Origin of the sequence: Enterobacter cloacae complex sp. 309I3 (assembly GCF_050031595.1) — a bacterium.
Lineage (GTDB): Bacteria > Pseudomonadota > Gammaproteobacteria > Enterobacterales > Enterobacteriaceae > Enterobacter > Enterobacter cloacae.
This window is the reverse complement of sequence record NZ_JBLGWI010000001.1, coordinates 4,171,086-4,188,769: the sequence shown is the minus strand read 5'-3', so window position 1 is coordinate 4,188,769 and position 17,684 is coordinate 4,171,086. Positions and strand designations below refer to the sequence as shown.

At 52.7% G+C, this 17,684-nt stretch carries 15 protein-coding genes and 1 riboswitch; of the genes, 3 read left to right on the top strand and 12 right to left on the bottom strand.

The genetic code is table 11. The features are described 5' to 3' along the window. Window positions 1-13 precede the first annotated feature (13 nt). Complete coding sequence (gene hldE, locus ACQG22_RS20010; RefSeq protein ID WP_013098758.1) at window positions 14-1,444, top strand: bifunctional D-glycero-beta-D-manno-heptose-7-phosphate kinase/D-glycero-beta-D-manno-heptose 1-phosphate adenylyltransferase HldE; 1,431 nt, start codon at window positions 14-16, stop codon at window positions 1,442-1,444. Between the two features lie 66 nt (window positions 1,445-1,510). Here hldE and ACQG22_RS20005 read toward each other — a convergent pair whose 3' ends face one another. Both ACQG22_RS20005 and ubiK read right to left on the bottom strand, forming a co-directional pair. Further along, complete coding sequence (locus ACQG22_RS20005; RefSeq protein ID WP_044157718.1) at window positions 1,511-2,686, bottom strand: IS4 family transposase; 1,176 nt, start codon at window positions 2,684-2,686, stop codon at window positions 1,511-1,513. A gap of 120 nt (window positions 2,687-2,806) precedes the next feature. Further along, a complete protein-coding gene (ubiK, locus tag ACQG22_RS20000) occupies window positions 2,807-3,103 on the bottom strand; it encodes a ubiquinone biosynthesis accessory factor UbiK (protein ID WP_013098757.1) in 297 nt (98 codons plus the stop codon). Between the two features lie 121 nt (window positions 3,104-3,224). Further along, a riboswitch (FMN riboswitch) is annotated at window positions 3,225-3,375 on the top strand. Window positions 3,376-3,481: 106 nt separating this feature from the next. On the opposite strand from ubiK, the gene ribB reads away from it, so the two are divergent. Then, window positions 3,482-4,135 (top strand): 3,4-dihydroxy-2-butanone-4-phosphate synthase, encoded by a 654-nt coding sequence (gene ribB / locus ACQG22_RS19995; RefSeq protein ID WP_008502964.1) that lies wholly within the window; start codon window positions 3,482-3,484, stop codon window positions 4,133-4,135. Window positions 4,136-4,180: 45 nt separating this feature from the next. Here ribB and ACQG22_RS19990 read toward each other — a convergent pair whose 3' ends face one another. From ACQG22_RS19990 to zupT, 9 genes are all read right to left on the bottom strand, one after another. After that, entirely contained in the window at window positions 4,181-5,239 is a 1,059-nt protein-coding gene (locus ACQG22_RS19990; RefSeq protein WP_038420609.1) for a type 1 fimbrial protein, read from the bottom strand. Continuing rightward, window positions 5,223-5,978, bottom strand: a complete 756-nt coding sequence (locus ACQG22_RS19985) for a fimbrial biogenesis chaperone (protein ID WP_102752808.1) — start codon at window positions 5,976-5,978, stop codon at window positions 5,223-5,225. The genes ACQG22_RS19990 and ACQG22_RS19985 overlap by 17 nt, the downstream gene beginning before the upstream one ends. Before the next feature lie 9 nt (window positions 5,979-5,987). After that, complete coding sequence (locus ACQG22_RS19980) at window positions 5,988-8,423, bottom strand: fimbria/pilus outer membrane usher protein (protein ID WP_180978492.1); 2,436 nt, start codon at window positions 8,421-8,423, stop codon at window positions 5,988-5,990. Window positions 8,424-8,499: 76 nt separating this feature from the next. After that, window positions 8,500-9,057: a fimbrial protein gene (locus ACQG22_RS19975; protein WP_038983453.1), complete on the bottom strand. Its 558-nt coding sequence runs from the start codon at window positions 9,055-9,057 to the stop codon at window positions 8,500-8,502. Window positions 9,058-9,271: 214 nt separating this feature from the next. Further along, window positions 9,272-10,333: a fimbrial protein gene (locus ACQG22_RS19970; protein WP_013098752.1), complete on the bottom strand. Its 1,062-nt coding sequence runs from the start codon at window positions 10,331-10,333 to the stop codon at window positions 9,272-9,274. Window positions 10,334-10,335: 2 nt separating this feature from the next. Next, window positions 10,336-11,070 carry a fimbrial biogenesis chaperone gene (locus ACQG22_RS19965; RefSeq protein ID WP_013098751.1) on the bottom strand — a complete coding sequence of 245 codons (735 nt, stop codon included), beginning with the start codon at window positions 11,068-11,070 and terminating at the stop codon, window positions 10,336-10,338. Between the two features lie 15 nt (window positions 11,071-11,085). Beyond that, window positions 11,086-13,608: a fimbria/pilus outer membrane usher protein gene (locus tag ACQG22_RS19960; RefSeq protein ID WP_102752811.1), complete on the bottom strand. Its 2,523-nt coding sequence runs from the start codon at window positions 13,606-13,608 to the stop codon at window positions 11,086-11,088. Between the two features lie 78 nt (window positions 13,609-13,686). Then, window positions 13,687-14,262, bottom strand: coding sequence for a fimbrial-like protein (locus ACQG22_RS19955; protein WP_102752812.1), 576 nt, complete (start codon window positions 14,260-14,262; stop codon window positions 13,687-13,689). Window positions 14,263-14,686: 424 nt separating this feature from the next. Then, complete coding sequence (zupT, locus tag ACQG22_RS19950) at window positions 14,687-15,460, bottom strand: zinc transporter ZupT (RefSeq protein ID WP_013098748.1); 774 nt, start codon at window positions 15,458-15,460, stop codon at window positions 14,687-14,689. 196 nt (window positions 15,461-15,656) lie between these two features. Between zupT and ygiD the strand changes: the two genes are divergently transcribed. Beyond that, window positions 15,657-16,445 (top strand): 4,5-DOPA dioxygenase extradiol, encoded by a 789-nt coding sequence (gene ygiD / locus ACQG22_RS19945; protein ID WP_246932589.1) that lies wholly within the window; start codon window positions 15,657-15,659, stop codon window positions 16,443-16,445. 78 nt (window positions 16,446-16,523) lie between these two features. On the opposite strand, the gene ACQG22_RS19940 is transcribed toward ygiD, so the two are convergent. After that, window positions 16,524-17,684, bottom strand: a complete 1,161-nt coding sequence (locus ACQG22_RS19940) for a glutathionylspermidine synthase family protein (RefSeq protein ID WP_029883040.1) — start codon at window positions 17,682-17,684, stop codon at window positions 16,524-16,526.

The window sequence follows — 17,684 nt, the reverse complement described above, 5'->3', positions numbered from 1 at the left end:
TCTGGAGTCAGGAATGAAAGTAACACTGCCAGAGTTTGAACGTGCTGGAGTTATGGTTGTCGGCGATGTAATGCTTGATCGCTACTGGTATGGGCCGACCAGCCGTATCTCCCCGGAAGCACCGGTGCCGGTCGTTAAGGTCGATACCATTGAAGAGCGTCCTGGCGGCGCGGCAAACGTGGCGATGAACATTGCTTCTCTGGGCGCGCATTCGCGTCTGGTGGGCCTCACCGGTATCGACGATGCGGCGCGTGCGCTGAGCAAGTCGCTGGCGGACGTGAACGTGAAGTGCGATTTCGTTTCTGTTCCGACGCACCCGACCATTACCAAGCTGCGCGTGTTGTCGCGTAACCAGCAGCTGATCCGCCTCGACTTTGAAGAAGGGTTTGAGGGTGTGGATCCTGAGCCGCTGCACGAGCGCATTAATCAGGCGCTGGGCAATATCGGCGCACTGGTACTGTCTGATTACGCCAAAGGGGCACTGGCAAGCGTACAACAGATGATCCAGCTGGCGCGTAAAGCCAATGTGCCGGTACTGATCGATCCGAAAGGCACTGACTTTGAGCGCTATCGCGGCGCAACGCTGCTGACGCCAAATCTCTCTGAGTTTGAAGCGGTGGCGGGCAAGTGCAAGTCGGAAGCGGAGATCGTCGAGCGCGGCATGAAGATCATCGCTGACTTCGAGCTGTCTGCACTGCTGGTGACCCGCTCCGAGCAGGGGATGACGCTGCTGCAGCCGGGCAAGGCGCCGCTGCATATGCCAACCCAGGCGCAGGAAGTCTATGACGTGACCGGTGCCGGTGATACGGTGATTGGCGTGCTGGCGGCAACGCTGGCGGCGGGTAACTCCCTCGAAGAAGCGTGCTACTTTGCGAACGCCGCGGCGGGCGTGGTTGTCGGTAAACTCGGGACCTCTACCGTTTCGCCAATCGAACTGGAAAACGCCGTGCGCGGCCGCGCCGATACCGGTTTTGGCGTCATGACGGAAGAAGAGCTGAAAGTGGCCGTTGCCGCCGCGCGTAAACGCGGTGAGAAAGTGGTGATGACCAACGGCGTATTCGACATTCTGCACGCGGGCCATGTCTCTTATCTGGCGAATGCACGCAAGCTGGGCGATCGTCTGATTGTGGCGGTGAACAGCGATGCCTCGACCAAACGTCTGAAGGGCGAAACGCGTCCGGTGAATCCGCTGGAGCAGCGTATGATTGTGCTGGGTGCGCTGGAAGCGGTGGACTGGGTTGTGCCGTTTGAAGAAGACACGCCTCAGCGCCTGATTGCAGGCATTCTGCCTGACCTGCTGGTGAAAGGCGGCGATTACAAACCGGAGCAAATCGCGGGCAGCGAAGAGGTCTGGGCCAACGGCGGTGAAGTGATGGTGCTCAACTTTGAGGACGGGTGTTCAACCACCAACATCATCAAAAAGATCCAGAAAGACAGTCAGTAAAAAACGGGCCAGTTGGCCCGTTATTTCACCCTCTCCCCGTGGGCTGAGGGATCCCCAGTAATATGGTCATGTCACCATGACCATATTACTGTACTCTTTTCCCAGCTTTTTCATCTCGTTAACTATATTCAGCCGTCTCACTTTTCCTGGCTCATGCCGGATGACTTCTTCTGCCAGACTCAGGTATGACAGAACCCGTCTGTGCCTGATGCTGCTTGCCTGATAGTGCCAGTGTAAACACTGCCTTTCTGCCCTGTAACCTGCCAGCCACATCACCAGGCTTGCCATTGCCGCGACCATATTCAGCACTTCCAGTCGCCCTTTTCCCTGACTCCGGCTCAGCCTCAGACCGAACCCGAAGCGTGGACTTTTGTCGTCCCGGAAGTTTTGTTCTATCTGCATTCTGCGGCTGTACAGGGCCATTATCTGGTGCGGCTCCAGTCCCTCTGCATTACTGAACAGCAGCCAGGGCTCCCGCGCGCTACTGCGGTGTTCCCGCTGTGTTTTCGGCATCCCCCCTTTTCCCTGACGCCCTGCGTCAGGGCGCTTATGCAGATAGAACCGGCCGTAACAGGGCGTTCGTGGTTTACGGGACAGGACACCGTAACCCACGCAGACCGGTTGTCCGGTAGCCTCAAGCTCACTGATTTTCATCCACTTTTTATCTCCGTCCAGCCGGAAGCTGATGCAGCCCCTGACCCTGCCGGTGAAGCTCCAGCCCAGCTGGCTGACATGCCGGAACCAGTCTGTCCTGAAGCCTGCATCCGTAATGATGGTGACGGCTTTATCTTTCGGGATGGCATCATGCAGGCGGTCAAGGAAGCGGCATTGTACATCGCTGTTCTGCGCCAGCTCTGCGGGGACAACCTCACTCATAAGCGGCAGTGAGCGACCATTACAGACCAGGCTTGCCCGCAGAAGATACCAGTTCCTGTCATGCCAGCCTGTCCAGTCGACAGCAATCACACAGAAGGGCATAAGGGAGGTGATGGTATGTGTGAGCAGATGCTGAATACGGGGAATATCCCGGTGAAGGGCGGTATTACCCAGGGCACGGTCAACACGTTTAATTTTATTTTTGACGTGCGCCCTGCCGGGAAGAGTGCGACCAAGGCTGGTCAGGGTCAGATCCGCACCGTGCGTGAGGGCAACGGCCATGGAAACAAGGACATTAATCCGGAAGCTGTGAACGTCCGGTAAAGACGCGGAGAAAAATTTCTGGCAGACTGTCTGTAAAGGCACGATGAGGTCTCTTCTGATTTGTTAGCGCAACCAGTAGATCACACTTCATCGTGCTTTTCATTTTTCTGGGGAACCCTCAGCCCCGTGGGAGAGGGCTGGGGTGAGGGCATCAGGCCGCACTTAGGCCTGGTCATCCACCGGCGGTATCGCTGGTGCTGGCTTCACTTCTTCCGGGGTATTGCGGTTTTCCAGCTCGGTAAGACGCTGTTCCAGCAGCGCCAGCTTTTCACGGGTGCGCAGCAGAACCTGTGTCTGCACGTCAAACTCTTCGCGGCTCACTAAATCAAGGCGAACCAACTGCGCCTGCAGCGTCTGGCGGATTTTCTTCTCAACGTCATCACCAAATTCACGAATGCCTTTTGGCATGGACTCATGAACCTGACGCGCAATTTGCTCAATTTTCTTCGGGTCAATCATAGTGGCTTCCCTTGATAAGACGGTGTTGATGAACATTGTAGCGCGTCATGCTCCAGGATAAAGCAGATTTGTTTGAAGCTTATGCATTGCCCAGGTTAATCAATAGCGTTATAGTTATCTCGCTTATTCTCAGGGCGGGGCGAAATTCCCCACCGGCGGTAAATCAGCGTCATGCTGAAAGCCCGCGAGCGCTTTGGGTGAACTCTCAAAGGTCAGCAGATCCGGTGTAATTCCGGGGCCGACGGTTAAAGTCCGGATGGGAGAGAGTAACGATCCAGTCGGGCATGGGCCCGCTCACGTTATCTTTTTGCCGCTTATACGGCGCTCCTAAGACTGCCCTGATTCTGGTAACCATAATGTTAATGAGGTTTTTTTACCATGAATCAGACGCTACTTTCCTCTTTTGGCACTTCAACTCAACGTGTTGAACATGCACTGGATGCCCTGCGCGAAGGCCGCGGCGTGATGGTGCTTGACGATGAAAACCGTGAAAACGAAGGCGACATGATTTTCGCCGCCGAAAACATGACCGTTGAGCAGATGGCGCTGACCATCCGTCACGGCAGCGGCATCGTATGCCTGTGTATTACCGAAGACCGCCGTAAGCAGCTCGAGCTGCCGATGATGGTCGAAAACAACACCAGCGCCTTTGGTACCGGCTTTACCGTGACCATCGAAGCCGCGCATGGCGTGACTACCGGTGTCTCCGCGGCTGACCGTCTGACTACCGTCCGTGCAGCAATTGCCGATGACGCCAAGCCATCCGACCTGCACCGTCCTGGCCACGTCTTCCCGCTGCGTGCGCAGGCGGGCGGTGTGCTGACCCGTGGTGGCCACACTGAAGCGACCATCGATCTGGTGACGCTGGCAGGCTTCAAACCTGCAGGCGTACTGTGTGAACTGACCAACGATGACGGCACCATGGCGCGCGCACCAGAGTGCATCACCTTTGCACGCCTGCACAACATGCCGGTGGTGACGATTGAAGATCTGATCGAATACCGTCAGGCGCACGAGCGTAAAGCCAGCTGAACGGTGCACGAATGAGAAAGCCGGGGAAACCCGGCTTTTTTGTCTCTAGTGGTAGTTAATTTTAAACAGCACGACCGTTTCAAAAGGGCCAGAATCGATACCCTTTCCCTCTGCACGTGAAAGCTCAGCGGTGTACGTGGTCTCGAAATGCAGCACCGAACCGGTAAAATCAGCGTACTCGTCATACTGATTGAAGGTGTAAGGCTGTGTGCCGTTAAGAATGCGCAGCTTCAGGCCATTACCAATCAGCAACGCCGTATCACTGGCCGTCAGCTCGCTATCGGTATAGAACGACGAGTCAATCTTAAATCCGTCTGAACACTGCGCATCCTGTACTTTACTGGTTTTAACCGAGAACGTTCGCGTACGCGTGCCCTGATTGACGATGTCACGTGCGCTGAAGGTGCCAAAGTCGATCTCCTGATTTTCAGGGTAAATACTGAACGTCGCTCCGCAGTCCAGTACCCTGATGTTTTCCAGCCCGTTAATGTGATATTTGAGGTTTTTGGCATCAGGAAGCGCATTTACGCCGCCTTTGCCGTCAAACTGCACGACGATGTAATCACCAAGCGTGCTGACGTAACCCTGAGGCGGTATCGCTTTGAGCTTAACGTACAGCCTGAAGCGTGCCGCAAAGGTTCGTGAGGTATGTACATCCCACGCATTCCCCGAACAGATGTATTTCTCCCAGCCCATCGCTTTTAACTGTTCGGCCGTGTATTTGCTCAGGCTGTTGTTGTCCAGACACTGACGGGTATCCACGCCGTAGGTTTGCCCGATGGCATCGTAATCTGCACCCTCGTAGGTTACACCGAGTTCGTAGTAAGGATCCGACACCGACGGATAAGGGTTCACCCAGGCGAAGACGTCTTCGTTCTCATGATTTGACGCGGTATTTCTGTCGCAATACACGGGGATTTTGATATCGCTGGATTCCCAAATCTTTTGCCCAACTTTTGCTGTGCTGGGGATTGAGAATTCTGACACCGTTTTGGTTTGCTCCACCGGACCATTTTGTGTGCCAAGGTAGCAGTTCAGCGCCAGCGCCTGCTTAAGGGGACACATCACCAGCATAAAAAGGAAAAGCTTAGCGAGATGTCGCATTTTGCCCTGCCTTGCGCGGTGTTAGCGTGCATGGTGTTGACCCGGTACAGGTTAAATTGACCTTGCGTAGCGCACCATAATCATCAATATAACCTATGCTGTAGCCCGTTCCTTCTGTTTCACTTAGCGTCAGCGTACTGGTCGCAAACGGGCTAATCATCAGGCTGTCGAAGCCTGGCATCATGGTTTTTCCGTTATTGCTCAGCCACGCCAGCGTAATGAAATAGGGCGTTGGGTTTTTCAGGCGCATGGTTTTGCCTGACAGCGTCACCGACAGCTGCATTTCCGTCTCTTCACCTGATTTTTTACGAATGCTTTCCGGCCGCCAGAACAACTTTATGCGACTCTGCATAGCCACCTGCATGACGCTGCGCTCCTCTTTCAGGCTCCCGCTTTTGGGCGGCACTTCACGCAGATTGAAATAAAACAGCGTTTCCCGATCTTCAGGCAGCTGTTGCGTCGCGGCCTGTTTCACGATCCGCACCTGTGACGAGGCGCCGGGTTCAATGCGCTGAATAGGCGGCAGGACCATAAAATGGGTGTCCTCTTTGCGCCCGTCCCGATCCTCCACCCAGGCGAGGGCAAGGTAGGGAAGCGATTTGCTCTGGTTTTCAATGGTCAGGCTGCTGGCTTTATCTCTTTCGGCAAAGACGATGCGCGTCCTGTCCAGGTTAATTGCCGCCTGCGAGACGCCGGAGCCACAAAACAGGAGTGCTGCTAAATAAACGTATGATTTCATAGTGATAAGTTACTGGCAGGGCAGCATCAGCTGCGTGGTGTTGTCGAGAGAAGCTGGCAGGGAGAAATGACACTGCTGATCGTCTCCCCAGGTGACGATAAAGTGCTGTTCAGCTTTTACCGCCCCCAGCCAGATATGTCCGTCCTGGGCGATAATGCCCACCTCTTTGCCTGAATCCTGCTCACGCACCTGGGCGCCGAGAGGCGGCGTGCCGCTGGCGGTACGCACGATCCCGGCAACATCCTGACCCTGACGGGAGGCAATCAGCCGATAACCGATTGCACCCTCGGTCCAGGTGGAGCGAATGACATGGTTATCGACATCGACACCCTCTGGCAGGTTATTCAGATTGACCTGTACGCTGGCGGGCATATAGCTCGAAAAGGCGGGCAGGACGCCAATACCAAACATGTTGGTGGCATCGCGGGACATATTCAGCGGTATATTGCCGATTCCTTCCGTGCTGACCATCACGCGCGGTTCGTTGCCGTAGCTCCGGCGATGAAGCGACGCCCCGTGGGCGGTTGCGGTAAACGAGCCGTTCCAGCTCGCGCTGACGGAACGGTAGTCATGGGCCTTGTAGCTTCCGGACAGGTTCAGATCTCCCGTCCCGGCATAGTGCTGATAATTGGCGCTGACTTGCGCCCCGGCATCAGTTTTTTCGCTCTCGGTACCAGCGGATATCCCCCAGGTATTGTTACTGTCTGAAGAGTCATACCAGGAGAGCGTTTGACGCGTCGTGTCGCTGTTTCTCAGATCGTAATTGAGGCGATGATCCGGATCGAGAGGGATGCTTAAAGAGAAGTAAACCTGCGTGTCATCGCCTTGATCCTGATAATGTGTTTTGCTCCATGAGGCCGTCACGCCAAGATTTTTCCAGCGACCAAGGTCGAAGTTGTATCCTGCCGTGAGTGTGCCGGTGGTGGAGGGGGCTCTGTCCCACCAGGTCTGGCGCAGCAGACCAAAGTAAAGGTTTAGCGACAGGGCGGGAATGTACTGGCTGGCAGTGATGCTCAGCGTCTGTTTTTCCGTTTCCGCGTTACCCTGGTCTTTTTCAAGAAAGCGGGCATAGCTGAGAAAGCGGCTGTCGGAGTAGCGGTAGCTGGCAAGCGTGAGCTGACTCCCGGTGGTGTCGAAACGCTTGCTGTAGTTGATGCGGTAACTGTATCCCGTCTGCTTTGCTTCCCCCTCGTGCTGGCTGCTGGCCTGGGTGACATCAAATGACAGCGCGCCCAGCATATCCATGTTCTGCCCGATACCTGCCGCCAGCGCGCGGTAATCATTACCGCTGTTCAGGATCCCGCCGTACAGGGAGGTCTGGGACAGTACGCCCCAGGAGAATTCGCTGCTTAAAAAGGCCTCGCTTTCGACCTGATGCGAGCTGTCCTGACGGGGTTTACCGCCCGCCAGCTTATAGCGAACCTGGCCTTGTCGCGTCAGGAAAGGCACAGAGGCAGCAGAAACCTGAAAGGTGCTGGTATGACCGTCTTCTTCGGCGACGGTGACGTCCAACGTTCCCTGTACGGACTGGTTGATATCCTGGATGACGAAAGGGCCCGGTGGGACTTTGGTTTGATAGATAATTCTGTCTGCCTGGCTGACGGTCACGGTGGCATTCGTCTGAGCAATACCAGAAATTTGTGGCGCGTAGCCGCGCAGAGACCAGGGGAGCATGCGCTCGTCGCTGATAAGTGAGGCTCCGGTGTAGGAAAATCCGTCGAAAATATCCGACTGAAAATCTGACTCACCCAGCGTGAACTTTGAGCCAAGTGCAGGCAGAGGGCGAAAAAGGTAGGCGCGAGAAAGGCGCCCGTCGCTCTGCGACCTCCCATCCGTACGGTTAAGGGCGTACTGATAATCTCCCCGCAGTCGCCAGGCGCCCAGGTTGGCGCCAGCGGTCCCGTAGGTATTGACGTTATCGCTGCTTGACCCCTCATCTGGCTGATAGCGGCTGGCAAACAGATTGTAATCCAGCAGCACGCCTGAGACACCGTTGTCCCAGGTCGCGGGCGGCATCCAGTTGGTGGAACGGTACTGTAGCCAGGCCTGAGGTAGGGTGACTTCCAGCGTTTGCGTCGCCTGAATAAACTCGAAACGAACCTGCGGCAGTGGGGAAAAGTCGACACAGCCCGCGTTAACCGTCAGCATGCTGCGGTATTTATCGTCCAGACCAAAAGTGTCCGCCAGATCGGACGGAATGCAGACTTCCGTTGTATCGTCTTTTTTATACCAGGCTAACTGCCAGCCGTTAGCGAGTGGCGTATTATTAATTGCAACGTTAACGAAATAATGACCCGGCGCAACGTGGTTCTTATCTTTGAACTGGGATAAATCAACATTGCCGCGCTGATCTTTATCGATAGCGTTAATATTAAATTCAACGGCGGCCAGTGGAAGAGGCGTAAGAAAGCCAGCAATGATGATCGAAAATGCACTGTATTTCATCATTCAGCTCTCAAATAAAATTACGGCAATGGCTGGCAAATATATTGCCAGCCGAAATATAATTAACGGTATGGGCTTATTTATACAACAGGACGTAATTCGCGGTAGATTCGACCTGGCCTGCCGTTGCTGTTTTACCATCGACCACTTCCATCTGCGCTTTGAAGTGCAGCGTCTGGGTCGCTGAACCCGCAGAAAGATCGACAGTTTGAGCCGTACCAAGCGTGATAGGGGTCTCTGCATTATCCAGTAAACGAACGCCCACGTTCTGCGCGCCGCCCGCATAGGTGTTGCTCATCAGGCTGGTATCGGTTGCGTCGGTAGCGGTGCTGCTGAAGGTTACGTCCACTTTGGTGACGGGTGTTGCGGTTTCATCTGCAGCGTCAAGCTGGCAGTTTTCCAGGTTGATATCAACCGGTACCGCCGTGGATTTTTTATTCACATTCATCACCGCCGTGGTGAACTGGCCAAGTTCAATCTCTTTATCAATACTGTCTGGTGCAATATTGCATGGTGCGTCAATAATAACGCCCTTAAAGGTGATTTTACCGGAGCCCTGATCGCTTGCCAGTGCATTGCCAGAGATAAAAGAGCCTAAAGCAACCGCCAAAAGTGTTTTTGAAATATTTCGCATGAAATATCCTTGTTATGAATAATATTTAAGAGATATTGATGTTTGAGGCGGTTGTATTCTAAAACTAATTGTAACAATACGTGATTAAAAAATAATTAAAGACTCTTTAAGTATGCGTTTATTAATTATTGAAGTGAATGGCTTACGTAGAAAAAAGAGGGCGAGGGGCTAAATAAGCAGACCAAAAGAAAATGCTGGTCTGCTTTTTGATCAATTATTGATAATTTATTTTGACAATAATGTCTTTACTGAATGGTCCAGGAATAACGGCTTCACCAGGTTTACGGGTTAGCTCCGCCGTATAGTCATGCGTCAGCGTCGTCTCCGTATCATCAGGGTGATAGGTTGCAAAAGGAAGATACTGGTTGTACGTCACGTCGCCATTGGTTTTATCAATGAGACGCATGAGTAAACCATTTCCCATGTCCAGATGCGTATTATCGTAGAGCGTATCGGTGGTGTAAAAGCTGGTCGTCACGTCAAATTGTTCTGAACAGCCAGCAGTGGCATCCCGGATTGTCGAAATGCTAAACGGTGAGGTGACGGCGTTGGCGTTGACTGCGCTCTCCGTAAACTGGCCAAAATTCACAATCTGATTTTCAGGGTAGATCCGGATATCCACACCGCAGTCCAGGAAGTGAATATTTGACAGCCCGGTAATGTCGTAATGCAGGTTTTTTGCTTTTGGAAGCGTGTTGATTCCGCCTGAACCGTCAAACGTCAGTACGGTGACGGAGGGAAAGGTATAGTCAAACTGCTCTTTTGGTATCGCTTTTAGCTTCACGTAGAGACGAAAGCGCACGCTAAATGTGATGTTTTTCTGAATTGTGACGCCATTGCAGGCTGCTTCCTTGTAGTCACCCCACTTATCATCCTGCTTATCAAGGCAGGCTCCCGTATCAATTTTGATATCGGGGATGTCATAGTCAATACCGTTATAGGTTACGCCAAACGCCAGATAGGGATTGTTGGTCATCAGGCTATCGGTGTTATGAAAACTGTCCAGGATATAGGCATAAACGTGTTCACTCCAGGGATCCTGCGAGACAGGTTTTGTACTGTCGCGGGTGGCGTGATCGCAATATACCGTCACCAGCAAATCGCCGCTTTCCCAAATTTTTTGTCCGGCTGGGGCGTTGGCTGGGACCGTGAACGTCGGGAGCGTTGTTGTGACCAGACTTTGACCGCCCAATGAATCTTTGTAACAGTCCATCGCCCATGCGGAGGATGAGAACAAACATAAAAGGGCAATCACCACGAGATATATTTTTTTCATCATTATCCCTTATTCACCGGTTTGCTCTGGCAGGCAGGTTGCACCGCGTTACAACTCACCTTAAACATTTCCAGACCGCCATAATCGCTGATATACCCGACTTGAAATTCAGCGGGCAGCTTAGCCAGTGACTGGCTGGCCTGACCAAACGGCTCAATCATTACGCTCTCTGCGCCCGGCAATAAGGTTTTACCGTTCAGTCCGATATAGCCCACGGTGATGTAATAGGGGCTGCTGTTTTTAAACTGCAGCGTACCCGAGGCGCGGGATATAACCACTTTATCCAGCGGAACAAACTGGCCCTCCTTAAGCTCAATGGCTTTTGGCCGCCAGAACAGTTTAAGGCGGCTTTGCATGGCGATTTGCATCACGTTCTTCTGCTCGGCTTTGGGTGGGATCTCCCGCATGTTGTAATAAAACAGCGACTCGCGATCGGCTGGAAGTCGGCTGAGGTTTTGCTGCGCCATCAGGCGAACCTGCGCCTGTTCCTCCGGCTCGATACGCAGCAGTGGCGGAACAGGAGAGATAAACTCGCGCGTTTTTTTACCCGCTTTATCCTCAATCCACGACTGAGCCAGATAAGGATCGGTTTTACTCTGGTTTATCAGTCTGACCGACACGCTTTTTGCTGAGGCGTTGAAAATGATGCGTGTTCTGTCGGGCGATACGGTGGCCCAGGCAAAGCTGCACGTGCCAAGGAAACAGATAAGTCCTTTTGAAATCATCGTGATGTTCATTTTATTCATCCTGAATTAATGCACTGTTTTACAAGGTAAAAATATAGCGTCACCGTTAAGGTTACTTTGGTTCGGCGGCGTGATTTCACACGCTTTGTCAGACCAGGTGAGACGTAACGTACTGTTTTCCTGAATCCCGCTGAGATAAACAAACCCTTCTTCGGCAACCAGACCGACCTCTTTACCCGTAGCGCTGTCGACGATACTGACGCCCAAAGGAGGGAACTGACCGTTTTCCTGTCGAATAATGCCGACAATCTGGTAGCCCGTGGTGGCGTTCAGCTTGCTGTAACCAATGGCACCTTCCGTCAGCGTGGTGCGAATAACGGAGGTTGCTATATCCACGCCATCAGGCAGCGTGTTGCTGTTAACGCGCACCGTGGAGGTGGTGTAGTTGCTGAGTGAGGGAACGACAGCAATACCGAATGCGTTAGTGCGCGTGCGCGAACTGTTGACCTCAATTCCGTCAACGCCATCGGCATCGATCATCATGCGGGCGTTATTGGCCGGGCTGTAATCATGCAGGGCTACGCCATGTCGCGTGGCGGTGATCGAGCCGTTCCAGCCCGCGCTGATCGAACGGTATTGGTTGGGCTGAACGCTTCCTGAAAGATTGAGACGCCCGTAAGGAGAATAGTGCTGGTATCCACCGCGCAATGACGGTTCGCCTTCGCGCAAATCGTCTTCCGTCGTAGAGGCCGAGAGATTCCACGTATTGTTGCGATCGGAGGCGTCATAGTAAGAAGCCATATGAGACGCGCTGTCGCCGCCCGATCGCTGGTAGCTGTACATAATGCTACGACTTTGCTCCAGCGGGAGGGTGAAGGCGAAATAGACCTGGTTTTCGTCGCTGTCATCCCAGCGCACGCGGCTTAGCGCCAGCGATGCGGATAAACCTCTTAAATTGCCGATATCAAAATTGCGGCTCAGCGAAAAGGAGTAGTTTGTGTTGCTGCTGTTGTCCCAGTAGGTGTTACGGGTGACGTTGAGATAGGTATTTAATGCCAGCGAATCAAGGTACTGGTTGAAGGAGATAACATAACTCTCTTTTTCGTTTGTCGTTGAGGTATCTCCGTCCCGGGAGGCGAGATATTCACTCATTGAGACATATTCTTTATCCGAGAATCGATAACCTGCGAAGGTGATTTGGCTGCCGGTCGCCTCAAAACGTTTTGCGTAGTTGGCGCGATAGCTGTACCCACGCTGTGTCTCATTTTTTCCCTGATGGAGCGTGGCCTCGGCGCCCGTCACATCAAAAGAGATCGAGCCGAACGAATCCAGGTTGAAGCCGATACCGGTGGTCATGGCCTGATAATCATCCGCCGTCAGCAGGGTGCCGCCATACAGTGACACATTACTCAGCCAGCCCCACGAGAGTTCACCTGTCCAGAAAAGCGGGTTATTGATGTCGTTATGGCCCGTAGCGGTGGGCTTACCGATGGATGTTTTATAGCGCACCTGGCCTTTTCGGGTCAGGAAGGGGATTGAGGATGAACCCACCTGGAAGGTGGTTTTGCGCCCATCTTCCTCTTCGACCACCACATCCAGCTGTCCCTGGTAGGTTTCACCCAGGTCTGAAATGGTGAACGGTCCCGGCGCGACGGTTGTTTGATAAAGAACGCGGCCAGACTGGGAGACGGTCACTTTGGCATTGGTCTGCGCGATGCCGTTAATTTGTGGTGCATAACCCTGTAAATCAGGCGGCAGCATACTTTCATCACTTTCCAGTGATGCACCGGTAAAGTGGAAGGTATCAAAAATATCTGAGCTTAAATCATATTGCCCCAGCGTCACTTTTGATGACAGCGAAGGGATAGGGCGGTAGAGATAAGTTCGTGCCAGACTGCTTTCGCTGCCTGTAGACTCACCGCGACGAAAGTTTTGGTTATATTGATAATCTGAACGCAGACGCCACGCGCCGAGGTTAAACCCGAGCGTGCCGTAGGCGCTGAAATTCTGGCTGTCGTCGCCCCCGTGCGGATCGTACTGGCTGCCATAGAGATTATAATCAAGTAAAACACCCGCAATGCCTTCATCCCAATATTCCGGCGGCGTCCAGTTCTTCGCCTGATATTTCATCCATGCCTGGGGAACGGTGACGGAAAGCACCATTGTCCCTTTATTAAGGGAAAAGCCCAGCTCAGGAACAGCCGAAAGATCAAGGCAACGTCCGCCCTGAGAATAATGGAGCCGCGAAATAAAATCGGTGCTCAGTCCGAAAGCGGATAACTGCCCGGCATTCACGCAAATTTGCGAACCGCTTTCGTTTTCCGTTGCGATCCACTCCATTGTTGCGGATTGAGGCAACGTGTTTTTATTGACCTGAATGCGGACGAGATAGCTACCCGGCGCGATGTGGCCTTTTTTCTCAAACTGGGAAATATCAATATTACTTCGGTCTTCAACGTCAATCATATCTGTGTTGAATTCAACAGCGGAGACAGGCAACACGAATAAAGCTGAGTAAAGTGTGGCACTCAGCGAATACTTTATAAAAGCAGAGAGGCGGGAGAGTTGATGCGCTGAGTGTTTTAGCATAAATCCGTTTCGCTTTTAAAAAGAAGGCATAAAAGCCGATGAGTCCTTCATCGGCTACGTTTTCAGACGGCAATCAAATTACTTGTATTCAAGGATATAGTTCGCCTGGGCCTGAACGTTACCCGGGGTAGCCTGGCTGCCAGATACCGGTTCCATTCGGGCTTTGAAGTTCAGTTCCTGATAGGCATTTGTGGTAGGGAAGGACACTTCAATCGGCGTACCCAGCGTGACTTTATTGCTGCCGCTATCCAGCAAGCGAACGCCCACACCAGTTGCACCGCCGATGTTGCCGTCAAGCGTGTTTTTCATCAGGCTGGTGTCGGTCGAATCGGTACTTGCGGAGGCAAAGGTGACCTTCACTTTGTCGATCGTGGTGGTGGTTTGTCCGGTGGTAGAAGAGAGAATGCAATCCTGCAGGTGGATATTCACGTCAACCGGCAGCGAGTTTTTACCGCTGTTCAGCACGCTATCCGCGACTTCTCCTAATTCAATAGTCTGATTTTCATCTCCCGGGGTGATAGAGCAAGGCGCACTGATAACTTCACCGGTGAACGTGATCTTCCCCGAGCCCTGGTTATCTGCTGCCATAGCAGTAAATGACAGACCAGAAAGCAATGCAGTTGTCGTAACTGCCAGAATAGTCTTGTTAAACATGAAGATATAATCCTTTATCTAGGAGTGGATGGCGCAATAATTTTAATGAATTAATATTGCAACACTTTTATTTCATTAAAGCGGTCGAAATATACCAGTCGCAATATGGTTCATCTCGTGAGCATTTCTAAATGGGGGATTTAGAGACTATTAATAAATCATTTGAAGTTATAAATGGGAAAAATGCTGTTACTCAACAGCCAGAATGCTCGGTTTAAATAGTGATTGACATCAATCTTTTGAGTTTTTTTAAATACACGAAGCGGTAATTATTTTACGGGGAATAGTTATAAATAATATTTCTTAAGTGAATTCTATGGCGATTAGAAAGTATGGTGCCGGACTTTATATCATTAATACTGATAGTTGGTATTCACTGACATTAAAAGAAATTGCGCTCCCTCAAATAAGGAAGCGCAACCGTTCAGCCAATACCCGCCGTTTGTAACAACACCAGGCTTAATCCCATTACAGACATTCCGCACAACACCCCATAACTCGGATTGTTGTTAGGATCGATCTCTTTCGCCAGCGGCATCAGTTCATCAACCGACAGCGCCACCATAATCCCCGCAACCGCGGCCATAATGGCGGCCATCACCACCGGTGAAACCAGGCTTCCCAGTATCAGCCACGCCAGTACGCCCCCGAGAATTTCCGCCATTCCCGATATCCCGGCCCAGAACACGGCGGTGCGTTTTGATCCCGTGGCGGCATAAACCGGTCCGGCAACGGCTAGCCCTTCAGGAATATTGTGTAAGGCCACCGCCAGGGCGATACCCAGACCCATCTCCAGGTTGCTGCTGGCGGTGACATAGGTCGCGACACCCTCCGGGAAGTTGTGCAGGCTGATGCCGAGCGTGAGGAGGATGGCAGTACGTTTAATCTTTTGCGGCACCGGCGCGACGCTTTTTTGCATCAAATCCTGAGGATGTGCATGGGGCAGCATGCGATCGAGCGCAAAATAGCCCAGCAGACCAAACACAAACATGCCGTAACCCAGTACCGGAGACATGCCTTCTGTGCCCAGTGCGGCAGGCAGCATCTCCATCAGAGAGATGAGCAGCATAATGCCGGCAGCAAATCCCAGTGAAAAGGCCAGCACGCGGTTAGACGGCTTTTGACCAAGCACACCGAGGATCGCACCGATAAAGGTGGCGGCACCCGCCAGGATGGTCAGGATCAAGGGGACGGACATGCAATGCTCCTTGTGATAATGATTCTCATTAATACTAATAATTCACGTTGGCCAAAGCGAGAGGGGAACCTCTGTTTTACATATTCCTTACATTCAAATTTCCTGATGATGATCTTCACGCTTATCTGCGTTCATCTTCATCGTGTTAAGCGTAATGTAGCACCATCAAATTGACACCTTCTGTAAGGATATCACCATGACTTCTTCACGTATGCCAGCACTGTTTTTAGGCCACGGTAGCCCAATGAACGTTCTGGAAGACAACGTCTACACCCGCACATGGCGTCACCTGGGCGAGACGTTGCCGCGTCCGAAGGCGATTGTGGTGGTGTCTGCACATTGGTTCACCCGTGGCACTGGCGTAACTGCCATGGAGGCGCCAAAAACAATCCATGATTTTGGCGGTTTCCCGCAGGCGTTGTACGACACGCATTATCCGGCCCCCGGCTCGCCCGAGCTGGCACAGAAGCTGGTGGATTTGCTGGCACCTGTCCCGGTCGCGCTGGATAAAGAGGCCTGGGGCTTTGACCACGGCTCATGGGGCGTGCTGATAAAAATGTACCCGGACGCCGACATCCCGATGGTGCAGTTGAGTATCGACAGTACTAAACCGGCAGCCTGGCACATGGAGATGGGCCGCAAGCTGGCTACGCTTCGTGATGAAGGCATTATGCTGGTGGCAAGCGGTAACGTGGTACACAACCTGCGTACGGCGCGCTGGCACGGTGAAAATACATCTTACCCATGGGCAACGTCCTTTAACGATTACGTTAAAGACAATCTGACCTGGCAAGGCCCGGTTGAGCAGCATCCGCTGGTGAACTATCTGGATCACGAAGGCGGTTCGCTCTCTAACCCAACGCCGGAACACTTCCTGCCGCTGCTGTACGTTCTTGGCGCGTGGGATGGCCAGGAACCGGTGATGATCCCGGTCGACGGTATTGAGATGGGGAGTTTGAGTATGCTGTCGGTGCAGGTGGGGTAATAAAAGCAAAGCGGCAACCTGCGGTTGCCGTTTTTATGTTTACACCCTCTCCCGTGGGAGAGGGCATCAGGCCGCACTCTACTCAACAAAAATATGCGGATAGAACCGTGACAGATCCTGCGTGATCAGCGCGCGATCTTCGCGGATGCCAATCCCGGCTGGCTGATCGTTGATGAGCCAGCTGCCAATCAGCGTATAGCTGTCGCCAAATTTCGGCAGCTGATAAAATGCCTGGACGATCATTCCTTCTTCGCCGTAAGGCCCTTCAACCGCTTCCAGCGTTTTACCGTTTTCGATAATGGAGACGTTTGCCCCCTCGCGAGAGAAAATTGGCTTCACGACATATTTTTCCATTTGCGGGTAATCATCTTCCGCAAAGTATGCCGGCAGCAGGTTCGGGTGGTTCGGGAACATTTCCCACAACATCGGCAGCAGGGCTTTGTTGGAGATGATGCTCTTCCACGCTGGTTCCAGCCAGCGCACGCCAGCGTCTTCCAGCTTGGTGGAGAACATCTCACGCAGCATATATTCCCACGGGTAGAGCTTGAACAGGTTACTGATCACCTGATCCTGCAGGTCAGTAAACTGACCTTTCTCGCCCAGACCGATATCCTCTATATAGAGAAACTCGGTGGCGACTTCCGCTTCGGCAGCACAATCCTGCAGATACTGAACCGTTCCACGATCTTCTTCCGTGTCACGGCAGCAGGCGAGATGCAGCAGGTTGAAACCGTGCTGTTCACGCAGCTCGGCGAAACGCTCAATCAACTTTTCCTGCAGGCTATTGAACTGGTCGCTCTCTTCCGGCAGGTTTCCGGCGTTCATCTGGTCTTCCAGCCAGATCCACTGGAAGAAGGCCGCTTCATACAGAGAGGTTGGCGTATCGGCGTTATTTTCAAGAAGCTTAGGTTCACCCACGCCATCCCACGCCAGATCAAGGCGAGAATAGAGCGAGGGCTGGCTGGTTTTCCACGACTGGCGCACAAAGCCCCAGGTGTGCTTCGGAATGCGGAATTTAGCCATCAGCTCGTCGCTGTCGATCACTTTCTCGACAACCTTCAGGCACATCTGATGGAGCTCTGCCGTCACCGCCTCCAGTTTTTCCACCTGGGCGAGCGTCAGTTTGTAATAAGCGTCTTCACACCAGTACGGCTCGCCATACATGGTGTGGAAGTTAAAACCGTATTCGGTCGCTTTTTCGCGCCAGTCCGGGCGCTCGGTGATACTGACTCGTTCCAT

What these genes read in the sequence shown, in the direction of transcription:
- hldE (WP_013098758.1), top strand. Translation starts at nt 14, where the DNA reads ATGAAAGTAACACTGCCAGAGTTTGAACGTGCTGGAGTTATGGTTGTC.
- ubiK (WP_013098757.1), bottom strand. Translation starts at nt 3,103, where the DNA reads ATGATTGACCCGAAGAAAATTGAGCAAATTGCGCGTCAGGTTCATGAG.
- ribB (WP_008502964.1), top strand. Translation starts at nt 3,482, where the DNA reads ATGAATCAGACGCTACTTTCCTCTTTTGGCACTTCAACTCAACGTGTT.
- ACQG22_RS19990 (WP_038420609.1), bottom strand. Translation starts at nt 5,239, where the DNA reads ATGCGACATCTCGCTAAGCTTTTCCTTTTTATGCTGGTGATGTGTCCC.
- ACQG22_RS19985 (WP_102752808.1), bottom strand. Translation starts at nt 5,978, where the DNA reads ATGAAATCATACGTTTATTTAGCAGCACTCCTGTTTTGTGGCTCCGGC.
- ACQG22_RS19980 (WP_180978492.1), bottom strand. Translation starts at nt 8,423, where the DNA reads ATGAAATACAGTGCATTTTCGATCATCATTGCTGGCTTTCTTACGCCT.
- ACQG22_RS19975 (WP_038983453.1), bottom strand. Translation starts at nt 9,057, where the DNA reads ATGCGAAATATTTCAAAAACACTTTTGGCGGTTGCTTTAGGCTCTTTT.
- ACQG22_RS19970 (WP_013098752.1), bottom strand. Translation starts at nt 10,333, where the DNA reads ATGAAAAAAATATATCTCGTGGTGATTGCCCTTTTATGTTTGTTCTCA.
- ACQG22_RS19965 (WP_013098751.1), bottom strand. Translation starts at nt 11,070, where the DNA reads ATGAACATCACGATGATTTCAAAAGGACTTATCTGTTTCCTTGGCACG.
- ACQG22_RS19960 (WP_102752811.1), bottom strand. Translation starts at nt 13,608, where the DNA reads ATGCTAAAACACTCAGCGCATCAACTCTCCCGCCTCTCTGCTTTTATA.
- ACQG22_RS19955 (WP_102752812.1), bottom strand. Translation starts at nt 14,262, where the DNA reads ATGTTTAACAAGACTATTCTGGCAGTTACGACAACTGCATTGCTTTCT.
- zupT (WP_013098748.1), bottom strand. Translation starts at nt 15,460, where the DNA reads ATGTCCGTCCCCTTGATCCTGACCATCCTGGCGGGTGCCGCCACCTTT.
- ygiD (WP_246932589.1), top strand. Translation starts at nt 15,657, where the DNA reads ATGACTTCTTCACGTATGCCAGCACTGTTTTTAGGCCACGGTAGCCCA.
- ACQG22_RS19940 (WP_029883040.1), bottom strand. Translation starts at nt 17,684, where the DNA reads ATGGAACGAGTCAGTATCACCGAGCGCCCGGACTGGCGCGAAAAAGCG.